The sequence below is a fragment of the Nonomuraea sp. NPDC048916 genome, from assembly GCF_040649575.1.
In the GTDB taxonomy this organism is placed as follows: Bacteria; Actinomycetota; Actinomycetes; order Streptosporangiales; family Streptosporangiaceae; genus Nonomuraea.
Map to the genome: position 1 here is coordinate 1 of NZ_JBEZFS010000243.1, position 430 is coordinate 430.

Below are 430 nucleotides of genomic sequence, written 5' to 3' on the forward strand. Positions count from 1 at the left end.
GGGAAGGATCCGGCGAGCAAGGCGTTCGGGGCCCGGCGCTTCCCGGTGGCCGACGGTCCTCCGCTCGTCAGCGGCAGCGGCATCAGCCTGGACTCGCACTCGAACTACTTCAGTCCGGAACGCGACGCCGTGTCCGCGGACAGCATCGCCCTGATCGTGTCGGGCAACGCCGACCGGCTCAAGATGGAGGAACCGAAGTGAGGCGAGCGAAGCGGGCCCTGCCCCTCGTCACGGTGGTCCTGGCCGTGGGGGTCGCGGTGTCCGGGTGCGGCAGCGAGAGCGGGACGGGTGGCAGCGGCACCGGAAGCGGGAAAGAGAGCGGGAAGGAGAGCCGGATGGACATGCAGGAGGCCGCCGAGCGGTCCGACGCGATGCTGGACGCCGTCCTGAAGGGCATCGACCCCGATGTGCAGTGGGCCCACGGGCCGAC

General features: G+C 70.9%; 2 protein-coding genes. Both read left to right on the top strand.

The annotated features are described in order from the left end of the window. Window positions 1-201, top strand: a 201-nt coding sequence (locus AB0C16_RS40670; protein WP_357691548.1) for a hypothetical protein, incomplete at its 5' end; no start/stop codon positions are given. Beyond that, on the top strand, window positions 198-430 hold a 233-nt coding region (locus tag AB0C16_RS40675; RefSeq protein ID WP_357691550.1), incomplete at its 3' end, for a hypothetical protein. The genes AB0C16_RS40670 and AB0C16_RS40675, both read left to right, overlap by 4 nt.